Raw genomic sequence first — 25,779 nt, 5'->3', positions numbered from 1 at the left:
TGGCTTGCTGACTTCGGTAGGCCTGGTCCCTTAAGGAGAGGACAATGGTTGCGGTAAGAAGTGCACATCTTAATAAAGCTGGTGAGTTTGATCCGAAAAAATGGATCGCGAGTCTGGGTATCTCCAGCCAGCAGTCGTGTGAACGCTTAGCCGAAACCTGGGCGTATTGCCTGCAACAGACACAAGGACATCCCGATGCGGAACTGTTGCTGTGGCGTGGCGTGGAGATGGTGGAAATCCTCTCTACGTTAAGTATGGATATCGACACGCTGCGGGCGGCGCTGCTCTTCCCCCTGGCTGACGCCAATGTTGTCAGCGAAGATATCCTGCGCGAGAGCGTGGGGACATCGATCGTCAATCTGATTCACGGCGTGCGCGATATGGCGGCGATTCGTCAGCTGAAAGCGACGCATAACGATTCCGTCTCCTCCGAGCAGGTGGATAACGTTCGTCGGATGCTGCTGGCGATGGTGGACGACTTCCGCTGCGTGGTCATCAAGCTGGCGGAACGCATCGCCCATCTGCGCGAGGTTAAAGACGCGCCGGAAGATGAACGCGTACTGGCGGCGAAAGAGTGCACCAATATCTATGCCCCGCTGGCTAACCGGCTGGGCATCGGGCAACTGAAGTGGGAGCTGGAAGATTACTGCTTCCGCTATCTGCACCCGGCAGAATACAAGCGGATCGCCAAACTGCTGCACGAACGCCGCATTGACCGCGAGCATTACATTGAAGAGTTTGTCGGGCATCTGCGTTCTGAAATGAAAACCGAAGGCGTGAAGGCGGAGGTCTATGGCCGCCCGAAACACATCTACAGCATCTGGCGCAAAATGCAGAAAAAGCATCTGGCGTTTGACGAGCTGTTTGACGTGCGCGCCGTGCGTATTGTGGCTGAACGTTTGCAGGACTGCTATGCCGCGCTGGGGATTGTGCATACGCACTATCGCCATCTGCCGGACGAGTTCGATGATTACGTCGCCAACCCGAAACCTAATGGCTACCAGTCAATCCATACGGTGGTGCTTGGCCCTGGCGGTAAAACCGTTGAGATCCAGATTCGTACCAAACAGATGCACGAAGATGCCGAACTGGGCGTCGCGGCGCACTGGAAGTACAAAGAGGGAGCAGTCTCCGGGGGCGCGCGCACGGGCCATGAAGACAGAATTGCGTGGCTGCGTAAGCTGATCGCCTGGCAGGAAGAGATGGCGGATTCTGGCGAAATGCTGGATGAAGTGCGCAGCCAGGTCTTTGACGACCGGGTGTATGTCTTTACGCCAAAAGGCGATGTGGTGGATCTGCCCGCAGGCTCCACGCCGCTTGACTTTGCCTACCATATCCACAGCGATGTGGGGCATCGCTGCATCGGGGCGAAAATCGGCGGGCGTATCGTGCCGTTTACCTATCAGTTGCAGATGGGCGATCAGATTGAAATCATCACCCAGAAGCAGCCAAACCCTAGCCGGGACTGGCTCAACCCGAACCTGGGCTATGTGACGACCAGCCGTGGCCGTTCTAAAATCCACGCCTGGTTCCGCAAGCAGGATCGGGACAAGAACATTCTCGCCGGGCGGCAAATCCTCGACGATGAACTGGCGCATTTGGGCATCAGCCTGAAAGAGGCGGAAAAACACCTGCTGCCGCGCTACAACTTCAATGAGCTGGAGGAACTGCTGGCGGCGATTGGCGGCGGGGATATTCGCCTTAACCAGATGGTGAACTTCCTGCAATCGCAGTTTAATAAGCCGAGCGCCGCCGAACAGGATGCCGCCGCGCTGAAACAGCTTCAGCAGAAAACATACGCTCCGCAGAATCGCCGTAAAGACGATGGTCGCGTGGTGGTGGAAGGGGTCGGCAACCTGATGCACCACATTGCGCGCTGCTGCCAGCCGATTCCAGGAGATGAGATTGTCGGGTTTATCACCCAGGGGCGCGGTATTTCCGTACACCGGGCGGACTGCGAACAGCTTGTGGAACTGCGTTCTCATGCACCGGAACGTATCGTGGATGCGGTGTGGGGCGAGAGCTACTCTGCGGGATATTCGCTGGTGGTACGCGTTCAGGCCAACGATCGCAGCGGCTTGTTGCGGGATATCACCACCATTCTGGCTAACGAGAAGGTAAACGTGCTGGGGGTGGCCAGCCGCAGCGACACCCGGCAGCAGCTCGCCACCATCGATATGACCATCGAAATTTACAACCTGCAAGTGCTGGGGCGCGTTCTCAGTAAACTCAACCAGGTGCCGGATGTGATCGACGCGCGTCGTTTGCACGGCAATTAATTTTTCCAGGTCGGATAAGCTTTGTAGGCCTGATAAGACGCGTCAGCGTTGCCATCAGGTATTGCCAGTTGCCGGATGGCGGCTGTCGCCTTATCCGGCCTACGTTGGTGACAATTTTCAGGATATTCCAATGAATCAAATCGATCGCCTGCTTGGCATCATGCAACGCTTGCGCGACCCGGAAAACGGCTGCCCGTGGGACAAAGAGCAGACGTTTGCCACCATTGCGCCGTATACCCTTGAAGAAACCTATGAAGTGCTCGACGCCATTGCCCGTGAGGACTTTGACGACCTGCGCGGAGAGCTGGGCGATCTGCTGTTTCAGGTCGTGTTTTATGCGCAGATGGCGCAGGAAGAAGGGCGCTTTGACTTTAATGATATTTGCGCCGCCATCAGCGATAAACTGGAACGTCGCCACCCACACGTCTTTGCGGACGTAGCCGCTCACAACAGTACCGAGGTATTAGCCCGCTGGGAGCAAATCAAAACCGAAGAGCGCGCGCAGAAAGCGCAGCATTCGGCGCTGGATGATATTCCCCGCAGCTTACCGGCGTTAATGCGCGCGCAAAAAATCCAGAAGCGCTGTTCGAACGTCGGCTTTGACTGGACGACGTTAGGGCCGGTTGTCGATAAGGTGTATGAAGAGATCGACGAGGTCATGTTCGAGGCGCGGCAGGCTGTCGTAGACCAGGCTAAACTGGAGGAGGAAATGGGCGACCTGCTCTTTGCCACCGTCAATATGGCGCGTCATTTAGGGACAAAAGCAGAGACCGCGTTACAAAAAGCCAATGAAAAGTTCGAACGGCGTTTTCGTGAAGTTGAGCGGATTGTTGCGGCGCGAGGCCTGGAAATGACGGGAGTTGATCTGGAAACAATGGAAGAAGTCTGGCAGCAGGTAAAACGCCAGGAAATTGATCTCTAACGAATTTAGGCAGTCAAGGGCGTTTTGTGTGATTTTTTAAATAACAAGCTCTTGATTTACGTCAAAAACATTTACCCCAAAGGGGCTATTTTCTCTTCCCGTTATGTTGATGAAACACCTTGTATACTGCCTCTTCGAGTTATTCGAGTCGCAACAAGGCGGCGACTGAAAGAATCCCCAGGAACATAGAAATGCGATGTGACTGGGGGGAGTGAAGGAAGTTAACACTGGTGCGGCTTGAAGAACGAAGGAGAGGGGATAATGAAAGTTTGTGGCGTACGCCATGTTCGGGTATACTGCTTTCCCGTCCTGGTTATTCCATCGTCTTTTAAACCTAACTTCTCAGGTTCAGCATGACAACGAACTATATTTTTGTGACCGGCGGGGTCGTATCCTCTCTGGGTAAAGGCATTGCCGCAGCCTCCCTCGCAGCCATTCTTGAAGCCCGTGGCCTCAACGTGACCATCATGAAACTGGATCCGTACATCAACGTCGATCCTGGTACTATGAGTCCAATCCAACACGGGGAAGTGTTCGTTACTGAAGACGGCGCCGAAACCGATCTGGACCTGGGTCACTATGAGCGCTTCATTCGCACCAAGATGAGCCGCCGCAACAACTTCACCACGGGTCGTATTTACTCTGACGTTCTGCGTAAAGAACGCCGTGGCGACTATCTGGGCGCAACCGTACAGGTTATCCCGCACATCACCAACGCGATTAAAGAGCGCATCATCGAAGGCGGCGAAGGCCACGACGTGGTGCTGGTCGAAATCGGCGGTACTGTCGGTGATATCGAGTCCCTGCCGTTCCTGGAAGCGATTCGTCAACTGGCGGTTGATATCGGTCGTGAGCACGCGCTGTTTATGCACCTGACGCTGGTGCCGTACATGGCCGCGGCAGGCGAAGTCAAAACGAAACCGACGCAGCACTCCGTTAAAGAACTGCTCTCCATCGGTATCCAGCCGGATATTCTGATCTGCCGTTCCGATCGCGCCGTTCCGGCCAATGAGCGTGCGAAGATTGCATTGTTCTGTAACGTTGCTGAAAAGGCCGTTATTTCTCTGAAAGACGTCGATTCTATTTATAAAATTCCGGGCATGTTGAAATCTCAGGGCCTGGACGATTATATTTGTAAACGATTCAGCTTAGACTGCCCGGAAGCGAACCTGGCCGAATGGGAACAGGTTATCTACGAAGAAGCGAACCCGGCGGGCGAAGTGACTATCGGTATGGTCGGTAAGTACATTGAACTGCCGGATGCCTATAAGTCGGTGATTGAAGCGCTGAAACACGGTGGCCTGAAGAACCGTGTCACCGTCAACATCAAGCTGATCGATTCGCAGGATGTTGAAACGCGCGGCGTCGAAATTCTGAAAGATTTGGACGCTATCCTGATCCCAGGCGGCTTCGGCTACCGTGGCGTTGAAGGTAAGGTCGCGACGGCGCGTTATGCGCGTGAAAACAATATTCCTTATCTGGGTATTTGCCTGGGTATGCAGGTTGCGCTGATTGAATTTGCGCGCAACGTAGCGGGTATGGAAAACGCCAACTCAACGGAATTTGTGCCAGACTGTAAGTACCCTGTTGTGGCGCTGATTACCGAGTGGCGTGACGAGAACGGCAACGTTGAAGTCCGTACTGAGAAGAGCGATCTGGGTGGCACCATGCGTCTTGGCGCGCAGATGTGTCAGCTTTCCGATGAGAGCCTGGTTCGCCAGATGTACGGTACGCCGACAATCACTGAGCGCCATCGTCACCGCTATGAAGTCAACAACATGTTGTTGAACCAAATTGAAGCTGCGGGTCTGCGCATTGCGGGCCGTTCCGGGGATGATCAGTTGGTCGAGATCATCGAAGTGCCGAACCATCCGTGGTTCGTTGCCTGTCAATTCCACCCGGAATTTACTTCAACGCCGCGTGACGGGCATCCGCTGTTTGCAGGCTTTGTGAAAGCCGCCAGCGACTATCAGAAGCGTCAGGCGAAGTAAGAAGTAAAAAAGTTAGAACGGCAACGCGTACCAAAGGTACGCGTTGTTTGTCTGGAGTTTTAGTTTAACTTGTACTGAGGAAAACCTAATGTCCAAAATCGTTAAAGTCATCGGTCGTGAAATCATCGACTCCCGTGGTAACCCGACTGTTGAAGCCGAAGTACACCTGGAAGGTGGTTTCGTTGGTATGGCAGCCGCTCCGTCAGGTGCTTCTACGGGTTCCCGCGAAGCGCTGGAACTGCGCGATGGCGACAAATCCCGTTTCCTGGGTAAAGGCGTAACCAAAGCTGTTGCAGCGGTTAACGGCCCGATCGCTCAGGCAATCCTTGGCAAAGACGCCAAAGATCAGGCTGGCATTGATAAAATCATGATCGACCTGGACGGTACTGAAAACAAATCTAACTTCGGTGCGAACGCGATCTTGGCTGTGTCTCTGGCTAACGCCAAAGCCGCTGCGGCCTCTAAAGGTCAGCCGCTGTACGAGCACATCGCTGAACTGAACGGCACCCCGGGCAAATACTCCATGCCGGTTCCGATGATGAACATCATCAACGGCGGCGAGCACGCTGACAACAACGTTGATATCCAGGAATTCATGATTCAGCCGGTTGGCGCTAAAACCCTGAAAGAAGCAGTGCGTATGGGTTCTGAAGTGTTCCACAACCTGGCTAAAGTTCTGAAAGCTAAAGGTATGAACACTGCTGTTGGTGACGAAGGCGGCTATGCGCCGAACCTGGGCTCCAACGCTGAAGCACTGGCTGTTATCGCTGAAGCGGTTAAAGCCGCTGGCTACGAGCTGGGCAAAGACATCACTCTGGCGATGGACTGCGCAGCATCTGAATTCTACAAAGACGGCAAATACGTTCTGGCTGGCGAAGGCAACAAAGCGTTCACCTCTGAAGAATTCACTCACTTCCTGGAAGACCTGACCAAACAGTACCCGATCGTTTCCATCGAAGACGGTCTGGACGAGTCTGACTGGGACGGTTTCGCATACCAGACCAAAGTGCTGGGCGACAAAATCCAGCTGGTTGGTGACGACCTGTTCGTAACCAACACCAAGATCCTGAAAGAAGGTATCGACAAAGGCATCGTTAACTCCATCCTGATCAAATTCAACCAGATCGGTTCTCTGACCGAAACGCTGGCTGCTATCAAGATGGCGAAAGACGCTGGCTACACTGCCGTTATCTCTCACCGTTCTGGCGAAACTGAAGACGCGACCATCGCTGACCTGGCTGTTGGTACCGCAGCAGGCCAGATCAAAACCGGTTCTATGAGCCGTTCTGACCGTGTTGCTAAATACAACCAGCTGATTCGTATCGAAGAAGCGCTGGGCGAAAAAGCGCCGTACAACGGTCGTAAAGAGATCAAAGGTCAGGCGTAATCCTGCTTTCACTCTTAACGTAAAAAACCCGCTCCGGCGGGTTTTTTATGGTGTGCGTTTGGCGCAGCTGCTGTGCATGACCTTAGCGAGGCTTTCTGCGATAATCACTGATTATCCCCTTAACAGAGAATGCTATGCAGTACCCGATTAACGAGATGTTCCAGACCCTGCAAGGTGAGGGTTACTTTACCGGCGTCCCCGCCATTTTTATTCGTTTACAGGGATGCCCGGTTGGCTGTGCCTGGTGCGATACCAAACACACCTGGGATAAGCTTGAAGATCGGGAAGTGTCGTTGTACAGCATCCTGGCGAAGACCAAAGAGAGCGACAAGTGGGGCGCGGCAAGTAGCGAAGACCTGCTGGCGGTGATAAGCCGACAGGGGTATACCGCGCGTCATGTCGTGATCACCGGCGGTGAGCCCTGTATCCATGACCTGATGCCATTGACCGATTTACTTGAGAAGAATGGATTCAGCTGTCAGATTGAAACCAGCGGTACCCACGAGGTGCGCTGTACGCCCAATACCTGGGTGACGGTCTCGCCGAAGGTGAATATGCGCGGTGGCTATGACGTCCTGTCACAGGCGCTGGAGCGTGCGAATGAAATCAAGCACCCTGTTGGTCGCGTCCGTGATATTGAAGCGCTGGATGAGCTATTGGCGACGCTGAGCGACGATAAGCCGCGAATCATTGCCTTGCAGCCAATCAGCCAGAAAGAAGACGCGACGCGTCTGTGCATTGAAACCTGTATCGCGCGTAACTGGCGCTTATCAATGCAGACGCACAAATATCTGAATATTGCGTGATAAAAAATCGTTAGCGCGCTTGCCGGGGGCGCTTCGCTTGCCCGGCCTACGGTCATACTCATTTGTAGGCCGGATAAGACGCAACGCGTCGCCATCCGGCACGTTCGCCCGTTCATTTACAGGCCGGATAAGACGCGAGATAAGGAATGCTACGCGTTCGACCAGCTTTGAATCGAATCGACGTTATCCAGATTGCCATGCAGCACTTCATACGACTTTTTCAAAATCACATCGGTGTATTGCGTTAAGTCGCGGAAAATCCCTTTATTCAGCGCGTCATAGCGTCTGGCATTGCTCTCTATCGGCATAAACACATCTTTTACCCGCACCATTTTTTCAACCGCGGTCTCATAGTTCGGGTACAGACCAAGCCCTATGGCCGTGTTAATTGCCGCTCCCAGACTCGCGCAACCATTTATCACATTGCGTCTGGCGGGGAGATTGAACACATCGGCAAAGATTTGCATAAACAGGTCGCTATTCGAACCACCCCCGGTGATGATCACATGTTTAGCAAAGTGGTTCATTTCATTGCACATATTGTCGTAGTTGTTTTTCAGCGTCAGCGCAACGCTCTCCAGAATAGAACGGTAAATCCATGCGTAATCCATGCTGGAATCAAAGCCGATCATGATTCCTCGCTTGAACGGTTCCCAGGGATTGGTTAGCCAGTCGAGAACCGTCATTAAACCGTTACAGCCAGGCGGTACGCCGGCCGCTTTCTTATTGAGTAAATCTTCCGGCGACAGCCCCTGTGCTTTGGCGTCCTGAATCAGTGATTCGCCCAACATATCCCGCAGCCAACTGACCGTCCACATGCCTTTACGAATACCGTAGCCTTCATAGAGCAGGGTTTCGGGAATAGAAGACATAATCGGCCAGTAAGCGACCGGATCTTTGGGGAGCGCTTTGCCGTTCATCATCAGGGCGATATAGGTGCCTAATGAGATAACTGCGGTTTCATCGTCCAGCAATCCTGCGCCCAGTGCTTCCACCGGTTTGTCGCTGGTAGTGCAGACCACGGGCAAGCCGACAGGGAAACCCGTTGCCAGGGCGGCGGCTTCAGTCAGATGACCGAGCACGCTTCCCGGCATCTGGACGTCAAACAGCATCCTGCGCGGAATGTTGAACTTCTTCATCACCTCATCGTCATCGCTCCACGCCCAGGTTTTGTAATCCACCGGCCACTGCCCAAAGTAGTTGGCGATATTGTCTTTAAACTCACCGGTTAAGCGATGCGACAGATAACCTGAAAATGAGGTGACATAAGCCACATCGGGGTTGGTATGCTCGTAGGGACGGGTTACGCGCGCGTCCTGCCAGCTAATCAGCGGAGTTGCGGGCGTGCCGTCGGCTTTTAATAATGCGCGACAGCAACGGATGGAACCCAGACCGATTCCAGCAATGTCTTTTCTGTCACCCGAAAACTGACTCATCAGGTCTTGCCCTGCGGAGCATAAAGACGTCCATAAATCATCATCAGGATGTTCTGCCGTATTGGCATCGGGTGTATACATGGGCTGTAACAATCCTTTCCCTTCGCACACCACATTCCCTTCGAGATCGTACATCACGACCTTCGTACTCTGACTTCCGCCATCAATTCCAATGATGTATTTCTTCGACATTGTCATTCTCCTTAATTTTCTCTCTTCACTCGCCGGAGGCTTCTGCGGCCAGCGATGTCATCTTTTCCGGTGTGGCGTTAGCGGTACGAATTTTGCGAAAGAGCAAAAAGGTAAACAGAATCACCATACACAGCGCCGCCAGTCCCATCAGCCACATGTTGCGATAGGCTTCCGCTGCCGGGAGCGTGTCCTGCCAGTGGCCTACGATCGGATAAACAAAAACGTCGGGTAGAAAACCGATAACCGAGCAGATACCTACCGTCGTTCCCATGATGTAAGACGGCGTTCTGGCTTCACCAGGGCAGGCCCAGTAAAGCCCGCGTGAGGCGTAGCAGGTGAAGCCCAACAGCAGAATCAGGCCGATCCCCATCACGACAGACTGTGGATTTGAGTTGGTGGCCAGCAGCGCAATAAGCGCGACGGCTCCGACAATGGAGAGAAGCTGAATGACGCGCGTCGGCGATTTAATTTTGCTGTAAGTGGTAATGATGCCGCCCAGCGGGCCACAGATAGCGCGGAAAATTTTGTTGATCACAATGCCCATGTAACTCGCGGCGACCAGCGACATGCCATACATTTCGGTCAGGTAGTTGGTGGAGTAGCTGAGGATGGCATAGATCGTAAAGACACCGAAGATGACCATGCTGCAATACCAGGTGGTGCTGATGCGTAACACGGCCAGAATATCGCTGAGCTGGAATGATTTTTTCTCTTCTTTTGCCGCGCTGCTGTGATGATGACCATCGCTGACGAAGAACCAGCACAGGATACCCAGCAGGATATAGACCACGCTGTAAATCAGAATCACCGTTTTCAGGCTGTTGCTGTCATCCGGCGCGAAGCGAGAAAAGACCCACATGGTAAACACTGCCAGCGACATCACGCCGACGCCGCGCAGCCCTTCCATCCAGCCCATAATTTTGCCTTGTTCACTGTGATCGCCAAGCAGCGACGCGGCTTTAATGGATACGGACCACAGCATCAGGATTGTCGTAATCGCGAACGCGACCTGAATGCACAGCATGACCCATAGCGGTGGATACGTCGCCATGACCAGACCGAGTAGTCCGGTAATAATCATTGCGGAGGTAATCATTTTGCGATGGGAAAATTTATCGGCGATGATTCCGCTGGGCGCATAAAGAATAATAGCAGCAACACCAAAGGTACTCATTATTAGCCCTATTTCGGTATTGCTAAATCCCATAAATTTTGCCATGGGAATTTGATATATATAGCGTAAATAAGCCAGATCAAAACTGACGCCACCGCTAAAACTAATAATGGCGAGGGTTATCCAGCGGCGATATGAGTTGTGTTGCATATCGAATTCCCATTTGTAATGGACAAAAAAAAGAGAAAAGTAAGCCGCCTTTTCAGGAGGATTACTTTTCTCAGGTCTCTAGTAATTACGTTAGAAATAGCATGGAAGGGCAGCTTATAGTGTGAGAATAATCACGCTTCTTGTTTTTTACCATAATTACAAAGCGAACGGTTCATCTGTGATTACGATCACATTAGATGTCTGGAGGTTGTGCTAAAAATTTACGCCAGTTACCAGAGATAATGAGAAAGGTAACTTCCCTCTCGCGGGGGAAGTTACCTTTCTTTTTTTTTGCCTGAAGGAATTTGGAGCCAACTATGTCGATCGAATCTCTCAATGCATTCTCAATGGATTTTTTCTCCCTGAAAGGGAAAACGGCAATTGTAACGGGCGGGAACAGTGGTCTGGGTCAGGCTTTCGCGATGGCGCTGGCGAAAGCCGGAGCCAATCTTTTTATTCCCAGCTTCGTAAAGGATAACGGTGAAACGAAAGAACTCATTGAAGCCCAGGGTGTTGAAGTGGCGTTCATGCAAGTGGACATCACCGAGAAAGGCGCGCCGCAGAAGATTATTGCCGCCTGCTGCGAGCGTTTTGGCACGGTAGATATTCTGGTGAACAACGCCGGGATCTGTAAGCTGAATAAGGTTCTGGACTTTGGCCGCGCGGACTGGGACCCGATGATTGATGTTAACCTGACTGCGGCGTTTGAGCTGAGCTATGAAGCGGCAAAAATTATGATCCCACAAAATAGCGGGAAAATTATTAATATCTGCTCTTTGTTCTCTTATCTTGGCGGGCAGTGGTCTCCGGCTTATTCAGCAACCAAGCATGCGCTTGCTGGTTTTACCAAAGCATATTGCGATGAGCTTGGGCAATATAATATTCAGGTTAACGGTATTGCGCCGGGTTATTATGCCACTGATATTACGCTGGCAACCCGCAGTAACCCGGAAACTAATCAGCGTGTATTGGATCATATTCCGGCCAATCGTTGGGGTGATACTCAGGATCTTATGGGGTCGGCGATATTCCTCGCCAGCCAGGCATCAAATTATGTTAATGGTCATCTTTTGGTTGTCGATGGCGGTTATCTGGTGCGTTAATTTTAATATCGGTGGTTTCTGGTTTTTATTTTATTCTGCATTGACTATCAGGAAGGATTTATTATGTCATTATCCCGTGAAGCGATTGTTGACCAGTTAAAAGAAATTGTGGGTTCCGGGCGTGTTATTACGGATGAAACCGTATTAAAGAAAAACAGTATTGACCGTTTTCGCAAATATGCGGATATTCACGGCGTTTACACGCTGCCCATTCCGGCGGCCGTGGTTAAGCTCGGTTCGACGGAGCAGGTCTCTCGCGTTCTGGCATTCATGAATCAGCATAAAATCAATGGCGTGCCGCGTACCGGCGCATCTGCGACGGAAGGCGGTCTGGAAACCGTCGTCAAAGATTCTGTGGTGCTGGACGGCGCAGGGATGAATCAAATCCTGAGTATTGATATCGAAAACATGCAGGCAACCGCGCAATGTGGCGTACCGCTTGAGATTCTGGAAAACGCGCTGCGTGAAAAAGGCTATACCACCGGGCACTCGCCGCAGTCTAAGCCGCTGGCGCAGATGGGCGGTCTGGTCGCCACTCGCAGTATCGGCCAGTTCTCCACGCTGTACGGCGCGATTGAAGATATGGTGGTGGGGCTGGAAGCCGTACTGGCGGACGGAACCATTACCCGCATCAAAAACGTGCCTCGCCGGGCGGCCGGGCCGGATATCCGCCACATCATCATTGGGAACGAAGGCGCGCTGTGCTACATCACTGAAGTCACAGTGAAAATCTTTAAGTTCACGCCCGAAAACAACCTCTACTACGGCTATGTGCTGGACGACATGAAAACCGGTTTCGACATCCTGCGTGAAGTCATGGTGGAAGGCTATCGCCCCTCCATTGCGCGCCTGTACGACGCCGAAGATGGAACCCAGCACTTCACGCATTTTGCCGACGGCAAATGTGTGCTGATTTTTATGGCTGAAGGCAATCCGCGACTGGCGCAAGCCACCGGAGAAGGGATTGCGGAGATCGTGGCGCGCTACCCGCAGTGCCAGCGGGTGGACAGCAAACTTATCGAAAACTGGTTCAACCATCTGAACTGGGGGCCGGAAAAAGTGGCTGCCGAACGCGTACAGATCCTGAAAACCGGCAATATGGGCTTCACGACGGAAGTATCCGGTTGCTGGAGCTGCATCCATCAAATCTACGAAAGCGTGATCAACCGTATCCGTACCGAGTTCCCGCATGCGGACGATATCACCATGCTGGGCGGCCACTCTTCTCACAGCTATATCAACGGCACCAACATGTATTTTGTGTATGACTACAACGTGGTGGACTGTAAGCCGGAAGAGGAGATTGATAAGTACCATAACCCGCTCAACAAGATCATCTGCGAAGAGACGATCCGTCTTGGCGGCTCAATGGTGCATCACCACGGCATTGGTAAGCACCGCGTTCACTGGAGCAAGCTGGAACACGGTAGCGCCTGGCCGCTGCTGGAAGGTCTCAAGCGCCAGTTTGATCCAAACGGTATTATGAATACAGGCACGATCTACCCGATTGAAAAATAGAGAGTTATACGCAAAATCCTTTAAGCTGCATCAGGCAGCTTAAAGGGCGAAGCGTATAAACGGCTTCTCAACCGGGAAGCCGCGACTTTACCGGACAATGAAGGGGCTACGATGAACACTTCACCGGTGCGAATGGATGATTTACCGCTGAATGGTTTTCATTGCCGCATTGCTGCGCTGACATTCGGCGCGCATTTGACCGATGGCTATGTATTAGGCGTCGTCGGCTATGCCATGATCCAACTGACCCCCGCCATGCAACTGACGCCTTTTATGGAAGGGATGATTGGCGGCTCGGCGCTGGTTGGACTTTTTCTCGGTAGCCTGATCCTGGGATGGGTATCTGATTATATCGGGCGTCAGAAAATTTTTACCTTCAGCTTTATGCTGATAACCATCGCCTCTTTCCTACAGTTTTTTGCCACAACGCCGGAACAGCTTATTGGCTTGCGCATTCTGATTGGTATCGGCCTTGGCGGTGACTACTCGGTTGGTCATACATTGCTGGCTGAATTTGCGCCGCGTCGCCATCGGGGAATATTACTGGGCGCATTCAGTGTGGTGTGGACTATCGGCTATGTTCTGGCGAGCCTGGTGGGGCATCATTTTATTCAGGAAACGCCGGATGCCTGGCGCTGGCTGCTGGCATCGGCATCATTACCCGCGCTGTGCATTACGTTCTTACGCTGGGGAACGCCGGAGTCGCCTCGCTGGCTGATGCGTCAGGGGCGGATAACAGAAGCGTATGCGATTGTGCACCGCTACTTTGGCACGCATGTGCTGCTCGGCGATGAGGTGGCGGCGCCGACGAGCAGACATATCAAAACGCTATTTTCAACGCATTACTGGCGAAGAACCGCGTTTAACAGCGTGTTCTTTGTCTGCCTGGTGATCCCGTGGTTTGTGATTTACACCTGGCTTCCCACCATTGCACAAACGATTGGTCTTGAAAATGCGCTAACCGCCAGCCTGATGCTTAACGCGCTGCTGATTGTTGGCGCGTTGCTGGGGCTGCTGTTAACACACCTGTTGGCGCACCGCCAATTTCTGCTCGGCAGTTTTATGCTGCTCGCCGCGACGCTTGTCGTCATGGCTTGTTTACCGGCGGGAAGCAGCCTGACGCTGCTGCTGTTTGTGTTGTTCAGTACCACCATTTCTGCCGTCAGCAATCTGGTGGGGGTTCTGCCTGCGGAAAGCTTCCCGACGGATATTCGTTCCCTGGGCGTCGGGTTTGCCACGGCAATGAGCCGATTAGGGGCGGCGATCAGCACCAGTTTGTTGCCCTGGACGCTGGCGCAGTGGGGAATGCAGGTCACGCTATTACTGCTGGCTGGGATATTAGTCATCGGATTTGTGGTGACCTGGCTGTGGGCGCCGGAAACCAAGGCGCTGCCGCTGGTGGCTGCCGGGAGTGTGGACAAAAGACAGGGAGGTGTGAATGAACATTCTGTTAGCGTTTAAGGCAGAGTCCGATCCCGGCATGCTGGCGGAGAAAGACTGGCAGGCGGCGACGGCGGATACCCACGGCCCGGATGTTTCCTTGCTGCGTTGCTCCCCAGGTGCGGATGAACAGGCGGCGGCAGCGTTGCTGCTGGCTCAGCGCAATGGGGGCTGTGAGATGACGTTGACTGCGTTAAGCATCGGCGATGAGCGGGCGCTCCACTGGTTACGCTATTTTGTCGCGCTGGGTTTTGAGACGCCGGTGTTGCTGGAGACGACGGCAGACCTGCGGTTTGCTCCCGAATTTATCGCCAGGAACATTGCCGACTGGCAGCGTAATCACGGTGCGGATCTGATTATAACGGGCTGTCAGAGTAGCGAGGGTCAGAACAGTCAGACGCCATTTCTGGTTGCTGAAATGCTGGCGTGGCCCTGTTTTACCCAGGTGGAGCGTTTTACGCTTGAGCCTCCTTTTATTGTGGTTGAGCAGCGAACGATGACCGGGCTTCGGCGTTGTCGGGTACGGTTCCCGGCCGTCATCGCCGTCAGGCAGTGTGGTGAAGTGGCGCTTCCCGTACCGGGGATGCGCCAGCGTCTGGCGGCGGCGAAAGCAGACGTCGAGCGTCGGAACGTTGTGGTTGAGACAACATCAGCGGTTCAGTGCCTGCGTCTGGAGAGGCCGGAGCAGCGGCGGCATGCAACGATTATCAGCGGCGCGACGGCGCAGGAAAAAGCCCGGAGGCTATGGGCGGATTATTTGCGCCAGAGGATGCCGTCATGAAAATTGCCATCATTACTGACTCGCATGAGTGTGCGGCGATGGCGAGCTGGATCGCAGAGAATGCGCTTTGCACCGCAGAACTGGAGCGCTGGATTATCGATCCCGTGCCGGATGTTGCAGAGCAGGTACTGGATGCGCTGGCGGCGCAATGGCTGCGGACACCTGTTGATATGCTGATCTTTCCGGCAGGTAGTCCGGGCGATGAACTGGCGACGCGACTCGCCTGGCGCCTGCATGGCGGCAGCCTCTGTCAGGTTCTGGCTGTGGATGTGCGACAAGGCATGGTGAAAAAATCCCACTGGGGGAATGCGCTGACGGCAACGTTGCAAATTACCGCACGCCCTTTGTGCCTGTCGCTGGCGCGACAGCCGGAGGTGAGCGCTTCTGGTCATTCCTTGCCTGTGATGACGGAACATCTGATTACCCCCACGGCCCCCCCCGACTGGCTGGATAAGGTGGAAAGCGTAAATAGCGTCGCTACCCATCCTTTGTTACGTGCCGGGCGCGTACTGGTGGTTGGGCAAGGGGGAAGTGAAGCGGATGCAGATAAGATTACCGCGCTTGGTCAGGCGCTTGATGCTGAGGTAGGGTACAGCCGTGCGCGGGTGATGAACGGCGGTTTTGATGCCGATCGCGTGACTGGAATATCGGGGCATCTGCTGTCGCCGGATGTCTGTATCGTGGCTGGCGCGTCAGGGGCGGCGGCGTTGATGGCCGGAGTACGCCAGAGCCGTTTTGTTGTGGCGATAAACCACGATGCCAGCGCGCCGGTTTTTTCGCAGGCGGATGTCGGGATTGTCGATGACTGGCTACCGGTGCTGGAAGAGTTGGTCCGCTGCAAAAATGCCTGATGGCGCTACGCTTATCAGGCCTACGTGTAGGCTACAAAATGCCTGATGGCACTATGCTTATCAGGCCTACGTGTAGGCCGGATAAGACGATTTATCGTCGCCATCCGGCGTTGCCCGGCTTAATTAAGGTGTTTCGCTAACGTCCAGACGTCGGTATTGGTGGTGGAAAGCGCCGCCACACCGGCTTTCATCGCATTGCGGGCGTCTTCTTCATCGCATACCAGCCCCCCGGCAATCAGCGGCTGGCGTATCTTCTCTGTCACCCAGCCCAACACTTTCGGCATACAGCCCGGCAGGATCTCAATACAGTCCGGGTTTGACTGCGCGACCTGCTTATCAATATTGTGAAATGAAATGGAATCAACGATAAACAGACGGTGAATACAGAAAAAACCTTCCGCTCTGGCGGCTTTCAGCATTGCCGCTTTCGTGCTGATGATGCCATCCGCTTCGGTGACCAATTTTAAAAACTGGATCACGACCTCTTTATTTGACGCCCCCTCCAGCAGATCAACGTGGATAAACGCATATTTACCCGCATTTTTTATTTTCTTCACAATCGCGCTGATGGTGCAAATGTTACCGTACAGCACGGAGATGAACTGACATTCGGAATCAATGGCTAACTGTAGGCTGGCGTTATCTTTAACGGCGGCAATCACCGGATTCTGGCGGAGCAGGTGTAACAGGGGCATAGATTATCCTTATATACTCGTCATACTTCAATTTGCTGGTGCGTTGGCTTTCCTCGCAACTCGAATTATTTAGAGTATCAAATTAGCCAAATCGGTAAGTGATGCCAAACCCAGATGCCGGGTAGCGCCACTGTTGCAGCGTTTTTTCATCACACAGTAGTCGACAGGCGCCGCACTCCAGGCAGCCGCGAAAGTCGACTTGCAGGCCCCCTTCCGGCGTGCGGGAAAAGAGTCCGGCGGGGCAGGACGTGATCAGCCGTTCTGCCGTTTTGCTGTCGACAGCGGCAGCCGTAACGATATGGGAAATTTCGGCGGGGCGCCAGATGTTGCGGGCTACAGACATCGTAAGCTCCTGATAATATCGCCTGCCAGATGGCGCAGGCCGTGACGGCGAAAATGACGCCAGACGATCTGGCGCAGCGGCGGCACGGGATGATGCCCCTGATGCCAGAGCTCGTGAGAAATATCCTGCATTAATGCAGGCCATTGACGATACCATCCCGGGCGCTGCAACAGCGCGGGAACATCCCGATAGCGTTGCAAAACCTCCCACAGCAGACTGTGCCGGATGTCCTGATGATAGGCCGGGAACAGATTTTGCGGCGCATGTTTCTGGCAGGCGTTAATCAGGGTTTGCGCGGCCGCCTGAGCGCCGATGAGCGCCATATCCATACCGCGTACGGAGAAGCCGGTATTGACGCAGCTGCGCAACGCATCGCCTGTCAGCAGCCAGCCTTCGCCTGCGTACTGGACGGGCATGCTGTGTAAGCCGCCTTCCGGCACCAGATGCGCGCCGTACTCCAGCGTTTCGCTGCCTCTGAGCAAAGGACGCAGCGCCGGATGCGCTTTGAGCCGTTCCAGCATTTCGACTGTCGGAATGTCGCTCTGTGCAACAGAAGAGAGTGGACACACGACGCCTAAAGAGAGCGTCTCCTGGTTGGTATAAAGAAACGCGCCGCCGGGGAGATCGCCGCAAATTTCTCCGCTAAACAACATGGCGGCACCTTCCGCCCCGGACAATCGGAAGCGCTCTTCAAGCGTCTGTTTATCCAGCGCCAGCACCTCCTTGATCCCCAGCGCCATTGATGTCGCGGCGGGGCGAGGCAGGAATCCATACCGTTCCGCCAGCACGCTGTTTGCTCCTTCTGCCAGCACGACATAACGGGCGCGCAGCGTTTCATCTTCGCACATGACGCCGCAGACTCGGCCATCTTCAATATGGAGCGCTTCAACCGTAACGCCGTTAACGCACTGTACCCCTGCGGCCTCGGCCTGAGCGACAAACCAGGGATCGAAGCGGGCGCGCAGCAGACTCCATGAGTCACCGTCTGGTTGCAGGCTGGACCAGGTTGTTGCGCCATCACGGGTTAATAGCGTGAGGTTTTCCTGAGTGATACGGCGTTCAAGGGGGGCGGACTGGTGAACGTCGGGAAGAAGCTCGGCGAGCGCATGACAATATAAACGACCGCCGGAAAGATTTTTGCTGCCGGGAAACTCACCGCGTTCAAGCAGCAGGACTGAGAGTCCAGCCCGCGCACAGCGTAAAGCACAAGCGGTGCCCGCTATCCCTGCACCAATGATGATGATATCGAAATCGTCAGCCATGTTGTGCTCCAGAAATCCTGAGAACACAACCCTAACATAACGTTATTTAAGGAAAATTGACCCGCGACACAAACAAAAAAATCACTCGCCGCGATACACGCAGCCTGCTGTGCAGGTCTCTTTCACCATTACTGCGCTCAGCAGCGGTACGGCAGGTTTAACCTGATCCCAAATCCATTTTGCCAGCACTTCGCTGGTTGGATTTTCCAGACCTGGAATATCGTTCAGATAATAATGATCCAGACGATCGTACGTCGGTTTGAACGCGGCTTTCAGTTCGGCGAAATCCATGATCCAACCGGTATGCGGATCGACGTCACCGGTAATTTCAAGGCGCACCATAAATGAATGACCATGCAGGCGGCCACATTTATGCCCTTCCGGTACGTGGGGCAGGCGGTGAGCGGCTTCAAAGGTGAAATCTTTAAACAAGGTGGTGGACATGGATGATTAACTCTCAAGAATACAAAAACCGCCGTAGGGTACCGGAAAGCACATTTTTTATCATTAACTAAAACGGCGTTGACGCGCGGATAATGAGATTTACACAAGAATTGTGAATTATTTCTTTCTATTTCAATAGGTTGTTTAATCGCTTTTGTTGTTAATAACTATAACTAAAACAGGTTAGTCCATTTGGTTATTTGTTATTTCCATCCCTTCTTTAATTGTTATTATCCCCGCCGTTAACCTTATCGCTAGTTTGGTCTTTTTGCATAAATTCCGCTTTGCTACTGGAACATAACGACGCATGACAACACAGGCCCCACCATCCGCTTTGCTTCCGCTAAACCCGGAGCAGCTGGCACGCTTTCAGGCGGCCACAACCGATCTTTCTCCCACCCAGCTTGCCTGGGTTTCCGGCTATTTCTGGGGAATGCTGAACCAGCAGCCGGGCACGCTCGCCGCCACGCCAGCGCCTGTCGCTGAAATGCCGGGTATTACGCTTATTTCTGCATCGCAAACCGGCAATGCGCGGCGCGTGGCGGAAGCCCTGCGCGATGACCTGCTGGCGGCGAAACTGAGCGTCACGCTGGTTAATGCGGGCGACTACAAATTCAAACAGATCGCCAATGAAAAGCTGCTGGTTGTGGTCGCGTCCACGCAGGGCGAAGGCGAGCCGCCGGAAGAAGCCGTTGCGCTGCGTAAGTTTCTGTTCTCTAAAAAAGCGCCGAAGCTCGACAACACCGCCTTCGCCGTCTTTGGCCTCGGTGATACCTCCTATGAATTTTTCTGCCAGGCGGGTAAAGATTTCGACAGCAAGCTGGCGGAACTGGGGGGGGAGCGTCTGCTCGATCGCGTCGATGCGGATGTGGAATACCAGGCGGCGGCACAAGAATGGCGGGCTCGCGTTGTTGACGTACTGAAAGCGCGTGCGCCGAGCGCATCGGCAGCGCAGGTCGCTGTCGCGGCAACGGGGGCCGTGAATGACGTGCATTCCAGCCCTTATACCAAAGAAGCGCCGCTGAGCGCCTCGCTCGCCGTCAATCAGAAAATCACCGGCCGCGACTCGGAAAAAGATGTGCGCCATATCGAAATTGATCTGGGCGATTCCGGCCTGCGTTATCAGCCGGGCGATGCCCTGGGCGTCTGGTATCAGAACGATCCTGAATTGGTCAAAGAGATCGTCGAACTGGTCTGGCTGAAAGGCACGGAGCCGGTCACCGTTAACGGTAAGGTGCTGCCGCTTGCCGAAGCCTTGCAGTGGCATTTTGAGCTGACGGTGAACACCGCCAATATCGTGGAAAACTACGCCACGCTGACCCGCAGCGAATCGCTGTTGCCGCTGGTGGGTGATAAAGCCCAGTTGCAGCATTACGCCGCGACGACGCCTGTCGTTGATATGCTGCGTTTCTCTCCGGCTCAGCTGGATGCTGACGCGCTGGTGGGGCTGCTGCGCCCGCTGACGCCGCGTCTTTACTCGATAGCCTCTTCCCAGGCGGAAGTCGAGAGCGAAGTGCATATCACCGTAGGCGCCGTGCGTTATGAAATAGAAGGCCGGGCGCGGGCGGGCGGGGCATCAAGCTTCCTGGCCGACCGCGTGGAAGAAGAGGGTGAAGTGCGCGTATTTATCGAACACAACGATAATTTCCGTCTGCCGGCCAACCCGGAAACACCGGTGATCATGATAGGTCCAGGCACCGGGATCGCCCCTTTCCGCGCCTTTATGCAGCAGCGTGCGGCAGATGAAGCGCCGGGTAAAAACTGGTTGTTCTTTGGCAACCCGCACTTTACCGAAGATTTCCTCTACCAGGTGGAATGGCAGCGCTACGTCAAAGAGGGCGTCCTGAGCCGCATCGATCTGGCCTGGTCCCGCGATCAAAAAGAAAAAATATACGTACAAGACAAACTGCGCGAACAGGGCGCAGAGCTGTGGCGCTGGATTAATGACGGCGCGCACATTTATGTCTGCGGCGACGCGAATCGCATGGCGAAAGACGTTGAGCAGGCACTGCTGGAAGTGATTGCCGAATTCGGCGGTATGGATGCCGAAGCGGCGGATGAATTTTTAAGTGAGCTGCGCGTTGAGCGCCGTTATCAGCGAGATGTCTACTAATGAGCGAAAAACATCCAGGCCCACTGGTGGTCGAAGGTAAACTGGCAGATGCCGAGCGCATGAAGCTTGAGAGCAACTACCTGCGCGGCACCATTGCTGAAGATTTGAATGACGGTCTGACCGGCGGTTTTAAAGGCGACAACTTTCTGCTGATCCGTTTTCACGGTATGTACCAGCAGGATGACCGCGACATTCGCGCCGAGCGCGCCGAGCAGAAGCTGGAGCCGCGTCATGCGATGCTGCTGCGTTGCCGTCTGCCGGGTGGGGTTATCACCACCAGACAGTGGCAGGCGATTGATAAATTCGCCGCGGAAAATACGATTTACGGCAGCATTCGCCTGACTAACCGTCAGACCTTCCAGTTCCACGGCATTCTGAAAAAGAACGTGAAGCCGGTACATCAGATGCTGCACTCCGTTGGGCTGGACGCGCTGGCGACCGCCAACGACATGAACCGTAACGTGTTGTGCACCTCTAACCCGTATGAGTCTGAGCTGCATGCCGAAGCCTATGAGTGGGCGAAAAAGATCTCCGAGCATTTGCTGCCGCGTACCCGCGCCTATGCGGAGATCTGGCTTGATCAGGAAAAGGTCGCCACAACGGATGAGGAGCCGATCCTCGGCCAGACCTATCTGCCGCGTAAGTTCAAAACGACCGTGGTGATCCCGCCGCAGAACGACATCGATCTGCACGCCAACGACATGAACTTTGTCGCCGTGGCGGAAAACGGCAAGCTGGTGGGCTTTAACCTGCTGGTCGGCGGCGGGCTTTCTATTGAGCACGGGAACAAGAAAACGTATGCCCGCACCGCAAGCGAGTTCGGCTATCTGCCGCTGGAGCATACCCTGGCGGTGGCGGAAGCGGTGGTGACGACTCAGCGCGACTGGGGTAATCGTACCGATCGTAAAAACGCCAAAACCAAATACACTCTGGAGCGTGTTGGGGTCGAGACGTTCAAGGCGGAAGTCGAGCGTCGTGCAGGCATCAAATTTGAACCGATCCGCCCGTATGAATTTACCGGGCGCGGCGATCGCATCGGTTGGGTGAAAGGCATCGACAACAAATGGCACCTGACGCTGTTTATTGAGAATGGCCGTATTCTGGATTATCCGGGGCGCCCGCTGAAAACCGGTCTGCTGGAGATCGCGAAGATCCACAAGGGTGAATTCCGTATTACCGCCAACCAGAATCTGATCATTGCCGGCGTGCCGGAAAGCCAGAAAGCGAAGATTGAAAAACTGGCGCGCAACCACGGCCTGATGAATGCGGTCACGTCGCAGCGTGAAAACTCGATGGCCTGCGTATCGTTCCCGACCTGCCCGCTGGCGATGGCGGAAGCGGAGCGTTTCCTGCCGACCTTCGTCGATAAAGTGGACGCGTTGATGACCCACCACGGCGTGAGCGATGAGCACATCGTGCTGCGCGTGACGGGCTGCCCAAATGGCTGCGGACGCGCCATGCTGGCGGAAGTCGGTCTGGTGGGGAAAGCGCCGGGTCGTTATAACCTGCATCTGGGCGGCAATCGCATCGGAACGCGTATCCCGCGTATGTTCAAAGAGAACATTACCGAGCCGGAAATTCTGGCGTCGCTGGATGAACTGATTGGGCGCTGGGTAAAAGAGCGCGAAGCGGGTGAAGGCTTCGGCGACTTTACGGTGCGTGCGGGCATCATTCGCCCGGTGCTCGATCCCGCCCGGGATTTCTGGGAATAACGTGCATCGCCGGATGGCGGCATAAATGCCTTATCCGGCCTACGTAGACGGTAGGCCGGATAAGCGCAGCGCCATCAGGCAAGGCAAATAGTGAGGAACTTATGTCCGTACTCGATCTAAACGCCCTGAATGAATTGCCGAAAGTCGAGCGCGTCATGGCGCTGGCTGAAACCAACGCGCAGCTGGAAAAGCAGGATGCTGAAGGACGCGTGGCGTGGGCGCTGGAGAATCTACCCGGTGAATACGTGCTCTCGTCGAGCTTTGGTATTCAGGCGGCGGTCAGCCTGCATCTGGTTAACCAGATTCGCCCTGATATTCCGGTTATCCTGACCGATACCGGCTATCTGTTCCCGGAAACCTACCAGTTTATTGATGAGCTGACGGAAAAGCTGAACCTGAACCTGAAAGTCTACCGTGCGACGGAAAGCGCGGCCTGGCAGGAAGCCCGCTACGGTAAACTGTGGGAGCAAGGCGTTGAGGGCATTGAGAAATACAATGACATCAACAAAGTCGAGCCGATGAACCGGGCGTTAAAAGAGCTTAACGCGCAAACGTGGTTTGCTGGCCTGCGCCGCGAACAATCCGGGAGCCGGGCGCATCTGCCTGTGCTGGCGATTCAGCGCGGCGTTTTTAAAGTGCTGCCCATCATCGACTGGGATAACCGGACGGTGTACCAGTATCTGCAAAAACACGGTCTGAAATACCATCCGCTATGGGATCAGGGCTATCTGTCGGTTGGCGATACCCACACCACCCGTAAATGGGAGCCCGGCATGGCGGAAGAAGAGACGCGATTCTTCGGGCTGAAGCGCGAGTGCGGGCTGCACGAAGGGTGATTGTTTTGCCTGATGGCGCTACGCTTATCAGGCCTACCAGACAGTGTCTGTAGGCCTGATAAGGCATTTATGCCGCCATCCGGCAAGTGCAGCTCTGTAGGCCCGGTAAGGCGTAGCCGCCACCGGGCGACACATCAGGCTTTACCGGCTTTCGCCAGTTCTTTTACCAGCGGCAACATGATGCGCACGATATCGCGACTGCGGTGTTCAATTCTTCCTGGTAGCGCCTTGTCGATGTGCTGTTGGTTATCCAGACGCACATCGTGCCAGCTGTTTCCGGCCGGGAATGAAGGCGTTTTCGCACGCTGCTGATAGCCGTCTTTTTTTCCCAGATTCCAGTTGGTGGCCTCAACCGACAGCACGGAAATACCGGCTTTATCGAAGACTTCGGCGTCGTTGCAGCAGCCTGTGCCTTTCGGGTAATCCTTGTTCAGACCCGGATTGGTCGCGGCGGCGATACCGTGGCTGCGCGCAATCGCCAGCGCCCGGTCGCGCGTCAGTTTGCGTACGGCTTCCGGCGTTTGCTGCCCGCTGTTGAAGTAGAGTTTGTCGCCGACAATCAGGTTATCAAGGTTAATCACCAGCAGCGTATTTTTCTTCTCAGCGGCGCTCATCCGCTTAAGCAGGTTTTCTGCGCCCAGTTTTCCCTCTTCTTCACCGCTGGTGGCGATAAAGCGGATGCCGTACTGCGTCGGGATGTCTTTCAGGCGTTCAGCCAGTTCCAGCATCACGCCCAGCCCGGCGGCGTTATCGTCAATGCCCTGCAAGGTTAAACCGCCGAGATTGGCGTCGGTATCGGCATCGCTCAGCGGCGCATAGGTATCCAGGTGCGCCATAATAATAATTTGTTGCGGCGCTTTCCCTTCATGCGCCGCAATAACGGTACTGCCCGTCACGTTATGCCAGTTCTTGCGATTATTCCTGGCGGTATAAATATAGCGGCTATTAAATGTTCGGATATCGCTGCGATATCCCATCTGCTCAAATTGCTGACGTAAATAATCGGCAGAGAGCATCTCCGCCGGTGTTCCGGTCATTCTGCCGGGAAAGAATGTTGCAATGTGTCGTGCCTGAATAGTGGCGATATCGCCAGGCTTCGGTGACGTTGCCTGCGCGGGAAGGATAAAGCATACGCCGAGCGCCAGGAGCGCTGCACGGAGGCGCGATGCGGAAAACATAGTGAGTCCTTAAATACAGAGCAGAAATTTTTACCCGCTTAGTATGAAACCGTGATTGCCGTAAAACAATTTCATTTGCTCTGAAATGCCCTAAATTCGGTGGGTTAAGCACTTTTTGATATTTGCTTTCTCAAATCGTTATTCCTTTGAGGAACTACTCATTCCAATTCGTAATTTCATTCGTTCTCCTGCGCTCCCTATAGTCGTGTTATCTGAATGTTTAGCAAAATAGCGGTATTGCAAAGGAACGGTTATGGACCAAAAACGACTCACCCACCTGCGGCAGCTGGAAGCGGAAAGCATCCATATCATTCGCGAGGTGGCCGCCGAATTTTCTAATCCGGTGATGATGTATTCCATCGGTAAAGATTCCAGCGTCATGCTGCATCTGGCGCGTAAAGCGTTTTATCCAGGTACGTTGCCGTTTCCGCTGCTGCACGTTGATACCGGCTGGAAGTTTCGTGAGATGTACGAATTCCGCGATCGCACCGCGAAGGCCTACGGTTGTGAACTGCTGGTGCATAAAAACCCGGAAGGGGTGGCGATGGGGATTAACCCGTTCGTTCACGGCAGCGCTAAACACACCGATATTATGAAAACCGAAGGGTTGAAACAGGCGTTGGATAAATATGGCTTTGACGCCGCGTTCGGTGGCGCGCGCCGCGACGAAGAGAAGTCGCGCGCCAAAGAGCGTATTTACTCCTTCCGCGACCGTTTTCACCGCTGGGACCCGAAAAACCAGCGCCCGGAGCTATGGCACAACTACAACGGGCAGATTAACAAAGGCGAAAGCATCCGCGTTTTCCCGCTCTCTAACTGGACCGAGCAGGATATTTGGCAGTACATCTGGCTGGAAAATATCGAGATCGTGCCGCTGTACCTGGCCGCTGAGCGCCCGGTGCTGGAGCGCGACGGCATGCTGATGATGATCGATGACGATCGTATTGACCTGCAACCCGGCGAGGTGATCAAAAAACGCATGGTTCGTTTCCGTACCCTCGGCTGCTGGCCGCTCACGGGAGCGGTGGAATCCAGCGCGCAGACGCTGCCGGAAATTATTGAAGAAATGCTGGTCTCGACCACCAGTGAACGTCAGGGGCGCGTGATTGACCGCGACCAGGCGGGCTCAATGGAGCTGAAGAAACGTCAGGGGTATTTCTAAGGAG

The 25,779-nt window shown here is 54.2% G+C and carries 21 protein-coding genes; 14 read left to right on the top strand and 7 right to left on the bottom strand.

Annotation, left to right across the window (positions count from 1 at the left end):
* Window positions 1-44: 44 nt before the first annotated feature.
* From relA to queE, 5 genes are all read left to right on the top strand, one after another.
* Window positions 45-2,279 (top strand): GTP diphosphokinase, encoded by a 2,235-nt coding sequence (gene relA / locus OGX75_RS11580; protein WP_012134892.1) that lies wholly within the window; start codon window positions 45-47, stop codon window positions 2,277-2,279.
* 130 nt (window positions 2,280-2,409) lie between these two features.
* Entirely contained in the window at window positions 2,410-3,201 is a 792-nt protein-coding gene (gene mazG / locus OGX75_RS11575; RefSeq protein WP_012134891.1) for a nucleoside triphosphate pyrophosphohydrolase, read from the top strand.
* Between the two features lie 353 nt (window positions 3,202-3,554).
* On the top strand, window positions 3,555-5,192 hold the full coding sequence (pyrG, locus tag OGX75_RS11570) for a glutamine hydrolyzing CTP synthase (RefSeq protein WP_047461602.1): 1,638 nt from the start codon (window positions 3,555-3,557) through the stop codon (window positions 5,190-5,192).
* Window positions 5,193-5,280: 88 nt separating this feature from the next.
* A complete protein-coding gene (gene eno, locus OGX75_RS11565; protein ID WP_012134889.1) occupies window positions 5,281-6,579 on the top strand; it encodes a phosphopyruvate hydratase in 1,299 nt (432 codons plus the stop codon).
* A 134-nt stretch (window positions 6,580-6,713) separates the two neighbouring features.
* Window positions 6,714-7,385, top strand: a complete 672-nt coding sequence (gene queE / locus OGX75_RS11560) for a 7-carboxy-7-deazaguanine synthase QueE (protein WP_047461605.1) — start codon at window positions 6,714-6,716, stop codon at window positions 7,383-7,385.
* 149 nt (window positions 7,386-7,534) lie between these two features.
* On the opposite strand, the gene OGX75_RS11555 is transcribed toward queE, so the two are convergent.
* Both OGX75_RS11555 and OGX75_RS11550 read right to left on the bottom strand, forming a co-directional pair.
* A complete protein-coding gene (locus OGX75_RS11555) occupies window positions 7,535-9,013 on the bottom strand; it encodes an FGGY-family carbohydrate kinase (RefSeq protein ID WP_286451151.1) in 1,479 nt (492 codons plus the stop codon).
* Window positions 9,014-9,038: 25 nt separating this feature from the next.
* A complete protein-coding gene (locus tag OGX75_RS11550) occupies window positions 9,039-10,337 on the bottom strand; it encodes an MFS transporter (RefSeq protein WP_012134886.1) in 1,299 nt (432 codons plus the stop codon).
* A 317-nt stretch (window positions 10,338-10,654) separates the two neighbouring features.
* On the opposite strand from OGX75_RS11550, the gene OGX75_RS11545 reads away from it, so the two are divergent.
* From OGX75_RS11545 to OGX75_RS11525, 5 genes are all read left to right on the top strand, one after another.
* Window positions 10,655-11,440 carry an SDR family oxidoreductase gene (locus OGX75_RS11545; protein ID WP_104868255.1) on the top strand — a complete coding sequence of 262 codons (786 nt, stop codon included), beginning with the start codon at window positions 10,655-10,657 and terminating at the stop codon, window positions 11,438-11,440.
* A 63-nt stretch (window positions 11,441-11,503) separates the two neighbouring features.
* Window positions 11,504-12,958, top strand: coding sequence for an FAD-binding oxidoreductase (locus OGX75_RS11540; RefSeq protein WP_012134883.1), 1,455 nt, complete (start codon window positions 11,504-11,506; stop codon window positions 12,956-12,958).
* 111 nt (window positions 12,959-13,069) lie between these two features.
* Window positions 13,070-14,419: an MFS transporter gene (locus OGX75_RS11535; RefSeq protein WP_232103851.1), complete on the top strand. Its 1,350-nt coding sequence runs from the start codon at window positions 13,070-13,072 to the stop codon at window positions 14,417-14,419.
* Entirely contained in the window at window positions 14,397-15,179 is a 783-nt protein-coding gene (locus tag OGX75_RS11530; protein WP_286451152.1) for an adenine nucleotide alpha hydrolase family protein, read from the top strand. The genes OGX75_RS11535 and OGX75_RS11530 overlap by 23 nt, the downstream gene beginning before the upstream one ends.
* Window positions 15,176-16,030: an electron transfer flavoprotein subunit alpha/FixB family protein gene (locus OGX75_RS11525; protein WP_286451153.1), complete on the top strand. Its 855-nt coding sequence runs from the start codon at window positions 15,176-15,178 to the stop codon at window positions 16,028-16,030. Before OGX75_RS11530 ends, OGX75_RS11525 begins: the two co-directional genes overlap by 4 nt.
* Window positions 16,031-16,149: 119 nt before the next feature.
* Here OGX75_RS11525 and OGX75_RS11520 read toward each other — a convergent pair whose 3' ends face one another.
* From OGX75_RS11520 to queD, 4 genes are all read right to left on the bottom strand, one after another.
* Window positions 16,150-16,725 (bottom strand): glycerol-3-phosphate responsive antiterminator, encoded by a 576-nt coding sequence (locus OGX75_RS11520; protein WP_012134878.1) that lies wholly within the window; start codon window positions 16,723-16,725, stop codon window positions 16,150-16,152.
* A gap of 82 nt (window positions 16,726-16,807) precedes the next feature.
* Window positions 16,808-17,068, bottom strand: coding sequence for a ferredoxin family protein (locus tag OGX75_RS11515; protein WP_112001650.1), 261 nt, complete (start codon window positions 17,066-17,068; stop codon window positions 16,808-16,810).
* Window positions 17,059-18,330 (bottom strand): FAD-dependent oxidoreductase, encoded by a 1,272-nt coding sequence (locus tag OGX75_RS11510; RefSeq protein ID WP_112001651.1) that lies wholly within the window; start codon window positions 18,328-18,330, stop codon window positions 17,059-17,061. The genes OGX75_RS11515 and OGX75_RS11510 overlap by 10 nt, the downstream gene beginning before the upstream one ends.
* 81 nt (window positions 18,331-18,411) lie before the next feature.
* Window positions 18,412-18,774, bottom strand: a complete 363-nt coding sequence (gene queD, locus OGX75_RS11505) for a 6-carboxytetrahydropterin synthase QueD (protein ID WP_012134875.1) — start codon at window positions 18,772-18,774, stop codon at window positions 18,412-18,414.
* A gap of 307 nt (window positions 18,775-19,081) precedes the next feature.
* Between queD and cysJ the strand changes: the two genes are divergently transcribed.
* The 3 genes from cysJ to cysH all read left to right on the top strand — a co-directional run bounded on the left by cysJ (window position 19,082) and on the right by cysH (window position 23,435).
* A complete protein-coding gene (gene cysJ, locus OGX75_RS11500; protein ID WP_286451154.1) occupies window positions 19,082-20,887 on the top strand; it encodes an NADPH-dependent assimilatory sulfite reductase flavoprotein subunit in 1,806 nt (601 codons plus the stop codon).
* Entirely contained in the window at window positions 20,887-22,599 is a 1,713-nt protein-coding gene (gene cysI, locus OGX75_RS11495; protein ID WP_012134872.1) for an assimilatory sulfite reductase (NADPH) hemoprotein subunit, read from the top strand. Before cysJ ends, cysI begins: the two co-directional genes overlap by 1 nt.
* 101 nt (window positions 22,600-22,700) lie before the next feature.
* Window positions 22,701-23,435 carry a phosphoadenosine phosphosulfate reductase gene (cysH, locus tag OGX75_RS11490; RefSeq protein WP_049008633.1) on the top strand — a complete coding sequence of 245 codons (735 nt, stop codon included), beginning with the start codon at window positions 22,701-22,703 and terminating at the stop codon, window positions 23,433-23,435.
* 134 nt (window positions 23,436-23,569) lie between these two features.
* On the opposite strand, the gene OGX75_RS11485 is transcribed toward cysH, so the two are convergent.
* Window positions 23,570-24,613, bottom strand: coding sequence for an aminopeptidase (locus OGX75_RS11485; RefSeq protein ID WP_286451155.1), 1,044 nt, complete (start codon window positions 24,611-24,613; stop codon window positions 23,570-23,572).
* A 253-nt stretch (window positions 24,614-24,866) separates the two neighbouring features.
* On the opposite strand from OGX75_RS11485, the gene cysD reads away from it, so the two are divergent.
* On the top strand, window positions 24,867-25,775 hold the full coding sequence (gene cysD / locus OGX75_RS11480; protein ID WP_012134868.1) for a sulfate adenylyltransferase subunit CysD: 909 nt from the start codon (window positions 24,867-24,869) through the stop codon (window positions 25,773-25,775).
* Window positions 25,776-25,779: the final 4 nt, after the last annotated feature.

Origin of the sequence: Citrobacter sp. CK199 (assembly GCF_030333285.1) — a bacterium.
GTDB classification, from domain to species: Bacteria; Pseudomonadota; Gammaproteobacteria; order Enterobacterales; family Enterobacteriaceae; genus Citrobacter_B; species Citrobacter_B koseri.
The sequence above is the reverse complement of the archived record's forward strand: the minus strand, read 5'-3'. Positions and strand labels throughout refer to the sequence as shown.